A 7,984-nucleotide genomic window follows, 5' to 3' on the forward strand; every position below is an offset into this window, starting at 1 on the left:
GGTGGGTGCTACGACTTGCAGGTGATCAGCGTGCGGCCGCGTCCACTGGCTCACTGCCGCACCTGCTCGGCGAGATCCAACGCTGCTCCGGCGAGATTAGCCGCGGATTCCAGATCGGTCATCAACAGCGGTGCTGCGACGGTGGCGATACCGGCGGCCGTGACCGGTTCGGTGAGAGCCGCATCGGCCTCATCCACCAGCCAACCGTCCAGCAAGCCTTCCCCGGTGCGCGAGCCGTAGTGCTGGGCTACAGCGCCAGCGTTGCAGTCCACACCGATTGCGGCGAGGCATTGCTCGGCCATGCCTCGCACTGCCGCTCCTGCTATCAACGGGCTGATACCAATCACTGGTGCGGGAGTCTGGGCGACCGCCGCTCGGATACCACTGAGTGACAGGATTGCCCCGATGCTGACCACCGGGTTGCTCGGCGCCACCAACACACAATCGGCAGTCATCAGACTGGGCACTACCTCGGCGGCGGGAGTGGCTTCGGCCGCGCCCACCTGGATGAAGCGTTCCGCGGTAGGTTCGGCGCGATATTTGATCCACCACTCTTGGAAATGGATGGCCCGACGTTCACCATCGTCGATGACCACGTGAGTCTCTACCCGGTCGTTCGACATCGGCAGCAACCGAACTCCCGGTTGCCAGCGGGAACACAATGCCGCGGTGACATCGGTCAGTGAGTAGCCCGCGGCCAACATTTGGGTGCGAATGACGTGGGTAGCTAGATCGCGATCACCCAGGCCAAACCAGGAGCCGGACACTCCGTAGGCGCTCAGCTCCTCATTGGCGTGGAAGGTTTCATCGCGGCGGCCCCAGCCACGTTCCTCGTCCAGGCCGTCGCCCAGCGTGTACATCAACGTATCCAGATCGGGACTGATGTTTAGGCCGTGCAGCAGCAGGTCATCGGCGGTGTTTCCGATGACAGTGATGTCGGTATCCGGCGGATGACCCAGCAATTCTTTGAGGCCGCGCACAAACTTTGCGCCACCATGTCCGCCTGCAAGGACCGCGATTTTCATATCCCGATCGTGCCAGGTGTCGGGCGCTGCCGCGGTACCGGTCATCTCGACGTAGGCTCAACCTATGCCCGACTCGGTCACTAGTCGTTTGATTTCCCGCGCTCTCGCGCGGGCTGATCGGGCAGCCAGCCTCGACGCAGGTGAATGTGTGGCGCTGCTGCAAGCTCGTGGTGGTGAGTTGGATCAACTGGTTGCCATTGCCGGTCGGGTACGGGATGCCGGCCTGGCGGAGGTCGATCGATCGGGTGTGGTCACCTACTCGCCCAAAGTATTCATTCCACTGACCAAACTCTGTCGTGACCGGTGTCATTACTGCACCTTCGTGAGTGATCCGGCTTCGCTACGGCGCCAAGGGGAGTCGGAGTACCTCAGCATTGCTGAAGTCGTGGAGTTGGCCAGGCAGGGGGCCGCCGCTGGTTGCGCCGAGGCGCTGTTCACACTCGGGGATGCACCCGAGGATCGCTGGCCGCAAGCAAGGGAGTGGTTGTCGGCGGCCGGATACGACTCCACTACTGACTACCTCCGCGCGTGTGCCATCGCGGTGCTGGAGGAAACTGGGCTACTCCCGCATCTGAATCCCGGGGTGATGTCCTGGGAGCAACTGCGGCGGTTGCGGCCGGTCGCGCCCAGCATGGGCATGATGCTGGAGACTTCCTCGCGACGGCTCTTCGAGACACCGGGTGAAGTGCACTACGGCTCTCCTGACAAGGATCCGGCACTACGTCTGCGCGTACTTGCTGACGCTGGCCGCCAGTCCATCCCGTTCACAACCGGGGTCCTGCTGGGAATTGGTGAAACCGACGCGGAGTTAGTGGACTCGATTCTCGCGATTCGGCGCAGCCACCGCGACCACGGTCACATCCAGGAAGTGCTGTTGCAGAACTTCCGCGCCAAGGCCGATACCGCCGCTCGAGACCGTCCCGATCTCGCAGCCGACCGGCACGTCGCAGCGGTAGCAGTGGCCCGGCTGCTATTGGGCCCGGCCATGCGACTGCAGATTCCCCCCAATTTGAGTGAGCCAGATACGGTGCTGCGACTGATTGCAGCCGGGGCGGACGATCTCGGTGGCATCAGTCCGGTGACCATCGATCACATCAATCCGGAGCGGCCGTGGCCCCATCTGCAGCGACTCGATGAGGATCTTGCTGCGGCGGGTTGGCAGCTGACCCCGCGGCTGACGGTGCATCCGCCATACGCCCTCGACGCCCGGTGGGTGGATAACCGGCTCAGCGGCCATGTCGCAGCGCTAGCAACATCGGCTGGCTTGCTGGCACAACCGGTCACAGTCCGACCGTTGCCCTGGCAACAGCCAGACCCTGGATATGAAGAGTTTGCTGCCGCGGCAGCCGGTGGTCGAGTGGATTTGGCGGTCACCATTGACGACTCCGGGCGGCGAACCGAGACCCGATCAGATATGGACACCGTCTACGGTGATTGGCATCGGGTTGCCGAGCAGGCGGGGCGCACCCGATCAATGCCGGAACGAATCCCGACTGATGTGCGGGCGGCGTTGGCGCAGGCTGAACGTGATCCGGCGTCGCTGGCCGAACCCGCTGCTGCCGCGGCGGCGGTGGCGTTGATGTCGTGTGATGGGCCGGCGCTGACGGCACTGTGCACTCTTGCTGACGCCGTCCGGGCCGACACGGTCGGTGACTCGGTCACCTATGTGGTTAACCGGAATCTGAATTTCACCAACGTGTGCTACACCGGATGTCGGTTCTGCGCGTTTGCCCAGCGAGAATCTGACGAGGACTCATTCACCCTGAGTTTGGCGCAGGTGGGGGATCGGGTGGATGAGGCGGCCGCCGCCGGGGCCACCGAGATCTGCATGCAGGGCGGGATTCACCCTGATCTGCCGGGCACGGCGTATTTCGACCTGGCCGCTGAAGTCAAGCGACGACAACCTGACCTGCACTTGCACGCCTTCAGTCCGATGGAGGTGATCAACGGTGCTACCCGGTCGCAGTTGGCCATTTCGGAGTGGCTCTCCCGAGCGCAACAGGCTGGCGTGGACAGTTTGCCGGGTACGGCTGCCGAGATTCTCGATGATGAGGTTCGCTGGGTGCTGACAAAGGGCAAATTGCCGGCAGCGGAGTGGATCGAGGTGATTACTACTGCCCATTCGCTGGGGATTCCTACCTCGGCCACCATGATGTACGGCCATGTCGACCGTCCGGACCACTGGGTGGCTCACCTGCGCACAATTCGCGATATTCAAGAGCGCACCGGCGGATTTACCGAGTTTGTGCCGTTGCCCTTTGTTCATCAGCAGTCACCCATCTATCTGGCGGGGGTTGCTCGGCCTGGCCCGACGGTGCAAGAAAACCGGGCAGTCCACGCTATGTCCCGGCTGATGTTGCACGGTGCCATCGACAACATTCAATGCTCCTGGGTCAAACTGGGTCCTACGGGATGTGGCGTCATGCTGCGTGGCGGTGCCAACGACCTGGGCGGAACGCTGATGGAAGAGACCATCTCTCGGATGGCCGGTTCCGGTCATGGCAGCGCGATGACTGCCGCCGAGTTGGTCGATATCGCCACGGCGATTGGCCGCCCCGCCCAGCAGCGGACCACCAACTATCACAAGATGGCCATGTCGGTGGATCGCTGAACTCGTTTCGCTGGTTGGTCCGGTCGCGGTACTCGGCTCGTTGCGCAGCGCCGCGCTATGCGTATTTAATCTCGCCCCGCTCGGGCCAGGCAGGCTTGGGCAGATGTCCGTTCTGCCCCAAGATGTGTGGTTGTTTCAAAAAGTAATCCACAGATATGGAAATTTCCCTTGACGAAAGCGCATTACATCAATGTAATTACAAGCGCGTCGGACCGGAAACGGGAAATGGCGATTCCATCCCGGCGACTACCGCGCGGGGGCGGGATGGAATCGCTACCGACGTTCCGTGGAGGGAGAGAAAGGAGCCACGGTGGGAGAGATGATTGAACTGTCGTTTTCCGGCAGTGATGAGATGGCCTGGCAGGAGCGAGGATTGTGCGCGCAGACTGATCCCGAGGCATTTTTTCCGGAAAAAGGAGGGAGTACTCGCGAGGCGAAGAAAGTGTGCCTGTCCTGCGAGGTTCGTTCCGATTGCCTGGAATACGCGCTTGCCAACGATGAGCGCTTCGGGATTTGGGGAGGCTTGAGTGAGCGGGAACGCCGCCGACTCAAAAAAGCAGTGGGTTAGCGCCTGCGGTTGAAGCTCTCAAGGGGTGGCGGAGCTACTTGCCCCACCCCACGGTGGCCCATTAGCCGTAGTTGAACGCGCTAGTAGTCACTCGTTGCCGCGCTAACGACTGCGCGACACGGGACCCAATCCGGCTTTCTACTCGGTTGTAGGGGTAGTTTCGGTTAGTGAGTTCCTTGCGCAAGTGCAGTAAGCCATCGTGCACGAGGTCGGCTATTGCCACGCTCACCTACGTCTACGCAGACTGCACCGCCGTTCTGGGACCGTTGGCGACCTACGCGGAACCGCACTGCTACGACTTGTGCCAAGCGCACAGTGAGCGACTCACCGCGCCGAGGGGTTGGGAAGTAGTTCGACTTCAGCCAGATCCGGACGCGCTGCGCCCCAGCAGTGATGATCTGGAGGCACTCGCCGACGCGGTCCGAGAGGCGGGTCGAGAACGAGAGAGTCAGCCGCCGGCATCACCACCGCCGCCGCCCGGAACTCTCGAAGTCACCCGTCGGGGTCATTTGCGAGTGCTGCGGGACGCTGAGGGGTAAGTTCTTGCTGGTGACATGCCAGCAAGAGTCAATAGGAATAAGGTCAGCACGTGCGGGATCTCAGTAGCGTCATCAAGGCTTACGACGTCCGGGGTGTGGTCCCCGATCAGTTGGACGCCGACCTTGCGGCTGACATCGGTGCCGCTTTCGTCTCAGTTGTTGCTGCAGCGAGTTCGGCCGGTGGTCCTGGCGCAGTCGTCGTCGGCCGAGATATGCGTCCTAGCGGCCCGGATCTCGTAGCTGGCTTCGCAGCAGGGGTGCTTCGGCAAGGGTGCGATGTCATCGACATCGGGCTGTGCTCCACCGATGGCCTGTATTTCGCTTCCGGCCGGCTAGGTCTGCCAGCCGCCATGTTCACCGCGAGCCATAACCCCGCCGAGTACAACGGCATCAAGTTGTGCCGAGTGGGGGCTGCGCCGGTCGGCGAAGAGACCGGGTTAGCAGAGATTCGTGACCTAGTATCCACCGGCAACTTACCCCAGCCAGCGGCCGAAGCAGGCCAGTTGCGTCAGCGGGACATGCTGATCGATTACGCCGCTTTCCTGCGCAGTCTGGTAGACCTCAACGGGATTCGGCCACTGCGAGTGGTCGTGGATGCTGGCAATGGGATGGGTGGTTACACGGTGCCGCGTGTCCTGGGGAATGAAGCGGACCTGCCGCCGATTCCGGTCACGCTGTCCCCGATGTACTTTGAGTTGGACGGCACTTTCCCCAACCATGAGGCCAACCCGATCGATCCCGCCAATATGCGGGATCTGCAAAATCGAGTGCGGCAGGTCGGAGCTGATATTGGCTTGGCCTTTGACGGTGACGCCGATCGGTGTTTCGTCGTGGACGAGCGAGGCGAGTTGGTGAGCCCCTCGGCCATCACATCGATGATTGCCAAACAGATTCTGGCAGAGGAGCCAGGAGCAACGATCATTCACAATCTGATCACCAGCCGGGCAGTGCCCGAGACGATCCTGGCAAATCACGGTGTGCCGGTTCGTAGCCGAGTGGGCCACTCCTACATCAAAGCGTTGATGGCCGAGACCGGTGCTGCCTTCGGCGGTGAGCACTCCGGGCATTTCTACTTCCGAGATTTTTGGCGAGCCGACTCCGGCATGCTTGCTGCGCTACACGTGCTCGCGCTGTTGGGCAGTTCCGGGCAGCCAATGTCGGAGTTGGTGGCTCGGTATGAGCGCTACCCGTCCTCGGGTGAAATCAACTCGCACGTCGACGATGTGCCAGCCGCCATGCAGGCGCTCCGGGCGGAATTTTCCGGTCGAGCAGAGATCGATGAGTTGGATGGGCTGACGTTTTCTGGTGGTGAGTGGTGGTTCAATGTCCGGCCATCCAACACCGAGCCGCTGCTGCGGTTGAACGCCGAGGCCAGCGATGAAGAAGAGCTAGAAGAAATCACCGGTGCGGTGATTGATCTGATTCGGGAGGGCAGCAGTGGCTGATCCCGCAGACACGCTCGGGCTGGCGCCGTGGGTGCTGGAACTGTTGCGTTGCCCGCTGCCCCACCACGCGGAACTGCGGGTGGATACGACCCAGCAGGCCCTTCAGTGCACCCAATGTGACGCCGTGTTTCCGGTAGTGGCGGGATTGCCCATCATGCTCATTGAGCAGGGAACCGAGTCATCGTGACGCTTTCGCCGATGGTCATACGGGGTGCGGTGCGGAACTACGACTGGGGCGTGGTCGACGGACTCGTAGCGTGGGGGGCGCCGCGAGACGGTTTGCCGCAGGCCGAGATGTGGTTTGGCTTCCATCCAGCTGCCCCGTCCCCGCTGCGTGATGACTCGGCTCGCTCCCTGGCCGATGTTTGGCCGGACTACCAGCCGCCGCTTTTGGTGAAGATCTTGGCGGCAGCTAGTCCGCTATCCATTCAGGTTCATCCAACAGCGGCGCAAGTCGATCGGATGATGGCGAACCCTGCTAGCGCTGAGTTGCTGGCCGACCGGGTGGAAAAGACAGAAATGCTCATGGCCGTCGATCCGTTTGTGACCTTGACTGATTGGCGTCCTACCGCCCGAGCCCAGGCGTTGCTAAGTGCGGCGGGTGCCGCACCCGACGTGCTGGCCGCAGTAGCTGCCGGTGATCACGCTGCCGCCGTTGAGCGGTTGCTGGGCGAGGACCGCCTGCAGCTCACGCCCAGCGAATGGGCAGCTATCAGTCAGCAAGCTGGGCTATCAGAAGTCGAACAGGAAGCGCTGGCTGCCGTCGCGCAGCATTTCGGCGCTGATCCCGGCGTAGCGGTAGCCGCACTCTTGCAGCCGCAGTTACTGCAGCCGGGCGACGCGGCCTACGTGCCAGCAGGAGTGCCACACGCCTACGTTCACGGACTTGGGGTTGAGGTGATGCGCAACTCCGACAACGTCTTGCGGTTAGGTCTTACCAGTAAGACGGTCTCGGTTCCTGACTCGCTCGCGGCATTGGAGATGGATCGTCACGCGTCACTGATCCACGCGACAACTGATGACACCGAGCCGGCCGACGCGCCATTCCGGTCGGCACAGGTGTCGGGAACCGCGACGTTGGCGACTCCGGGCTACCGGCTGCTGCTGGTTTTGACGGGGCAGGCAACAGCGCAAGTCGCGGGTGATGAGTTTTCGCTGGTCACCGGCGATGCGCTGGCTATCCCGGCCGGGACTGATCCGGTAGTGGTAACCGCCACGGGCCGGACCGTCGCGCTATGGGCAACGGACTGAGCTCTGCTGCCAGCAGATCCACCCAATAAAGCGGAATCTGTGATCGCATGCCACAATGCAATATCGAACCAACGAAGCCTCGTGCCGTTCGGCCAGTTCCCCATACCCTGGAGTGCACGAGATGACCCTTGAGTACAAAGTTGCCGACCTATCGCAAGCCGAGTTCGGGCGCAAGGAGATAACCCTCGCCGAGCATGAAATGCCCGGTCTGATGGCAATGAGATCTGAATACGGTGAGCGGCAACCGCTGCGGGGTGCACGCATCACCGGATCGCTGCACATGACCGTGCAGACCGCCGTCCTTATTGAAACCCTGACGGTACTAGGTGCCGAAGTTCGCTGGGCGTCCTGCAATATCTACTCCACACAAGACCATGCGGCGGCTGCGGTCGTTGTAGGTCCCACCGGAACTGAATCTGCGCCGGCTGGTGTGCCAGTGTTTGCCTGGAAGGGTGAGACGCTGACCGAGTACTGGTGGTGCACCGAGCGGGCACTGGATTGGGGCGAGCGTGGCCTGAACATGTTGCTCGACGATGGCGGCGATG

8 protein-coding genes are annotated in these 7,984 nt (G+C 62.2%); 7 read left to right on the forward strand and 1 reads right to left on the reverse strand.

What is annotated here, in order from left to right:
- Positions 1-50: 50 nt before the first annotated feature.
- Complete coding sequence (cofD, locus tag K0U62_03905) at positions 51-1,025, reverse strand: 2-phospho-L-lactate transferase (protein ID MCH9800665.1); 975 nt, start codon at positions 1,023-1,025, stop codon at positions 51-53.
- Between the two features lie 64 nt (positions 1,026-1,089).
- Between cofD and K0U62_03910 the strand changes: the two genes are divergently transcribed.
- The 7 genes from K0U62_03910 to K0U62_03940 all read left to right on the forward strand — a co-directional run.
- Positions 1,090-3,636 carry a bifunctional FO biosynthesis protein CofGH gene (locus tag K0U62_03910; protein MCH9800666.1) on the forward strand — a complete coding sequence of 849 codons (2,547 nt, stop codon included), beginning with the start codon at positions 1,090-1,092 and terminating at the stop codon, positions 3,634-3,636.
- 319 nt (positions 3,637-3,955) lie between these two features.
- Complete coding sequence (locus tag K0U62_03915) at positions 3,956-4,204, forward strand: WhiB family transcriptional regulator (GenBank protein ID MCH9800667.1); 249 nt, start codon at positions 3,956-3,958, stop codon at positions 4,202-4,204.
- A 167-nt stretch (positions 4,205-4,371) separates the two neighbouring features.
- Positions 4,372-4,743 (forward strand): DUF3499 domain-containing protein, encoded by a 372-nt coding sequence (locus K0U62_03920; GenBank protein ID MCH9800668.1) that lies wholly within the window; start codon positions 4,372-4,374, stop codon positions 4,741-4,743.
- A 50-nt stretch (positions 4,744-4,793) separates the two neighbouring features.
- Positions 4,794-6,188, forward strand: coding sequence for a phosphomannomutase/phosphoglucomutase (locus K0U62_03925; protein ID MCH9800669.1), 1,395 nt, complete (start codon positions 4,794-4,796; stop codon positions 6,186-6,188).
- On the forward strand, positions 6,181-6,375 hold the full coding sequence (locus tag K0U62_03930; GenBank protein ID MCH9800670.1) for a Trm112 family protein: 195 nt from the start codon (positions 6,181-6,183) through the stop codon (positions 6,373-6,375). The genes K0U62_03925 and K0U62_03930 overlap by 8 nt, the downstream gene beginning before the upstream one ends.
- Positions 6,372-7,439, forward strand: coding sequence for a mannose-6-phosphate isomerase, class I (manA, locus tag K0U62_03935; protein ID MCH9800671.1), 1,068 nt, complete (start codon positions 6,372-6,374; stop codon positions 7,437-7,439). The genes K0U62_03930 and manA overlap by 4 nt, the downstream gene beginning before the upstream one ends.
- A 121-nt stretch (positions 7,440-7,560) precedes the next feature.
- A partial coding sequence (locus tag K0U62_03940; GenBank protein ID MCH9800672.1) for an adenosylhomocysteinase occupies positions 7,561-7,984 on the forward strand: 424 nt, incomplete at its 3' end.

Source organism: Actinomycetes bacterium, assembly GCA_022599915.1.
GTDB lineage: Bacteria > Actinomycetota > Actinomycetes > S36-B12.